We start from the raw sequence: 253 nt of genomic DNA on the forward strand, positions 1-253 counted from the left end.
ATCAACTCTTCGCTCAGGCTATCTTGTGATTGGTGACGTTCGATAATACGTTTACTCGCGCGTTCTAGTTTTGCTTTTTTACGCCCTAGCTCATCGAATGTGCCGCTCCATTCTTTACTCGCATTCGATTTCAATTTGCATCCATCAATGGCAAACATGTTACGCCCTATCAAGCCTTCTTCGTCGCATATCATCAGTACTTGCGTAAACAGCGGTTCAATCTGTTCGTGCATTTTGGCCACGAATCCCGCTA

Annotated in this window: 1 pseudogene; it reads right to left on the reverse strand. The window is 45.1% G+C overall.

Annotated features, from left to right (window positions below):
- Positions 1-233, reverse strand: a pseudogene (locus H5158_RS23045) (transposase); the annotation flags it as partial.
- Positions 234-253 lie beyond the last annotated feature (20 nt).

Source organism: Pseudoalteromonas sp. SR45-6 (assembly GCF_014163545.1).
GTDB lineage: Bacteria > Pseudomonadota > Gammaproteobacteria > Enterobacterales > Alteromonadaceae > Pseudoalteromonas > Pseudoalteromonas rhizosphaerae.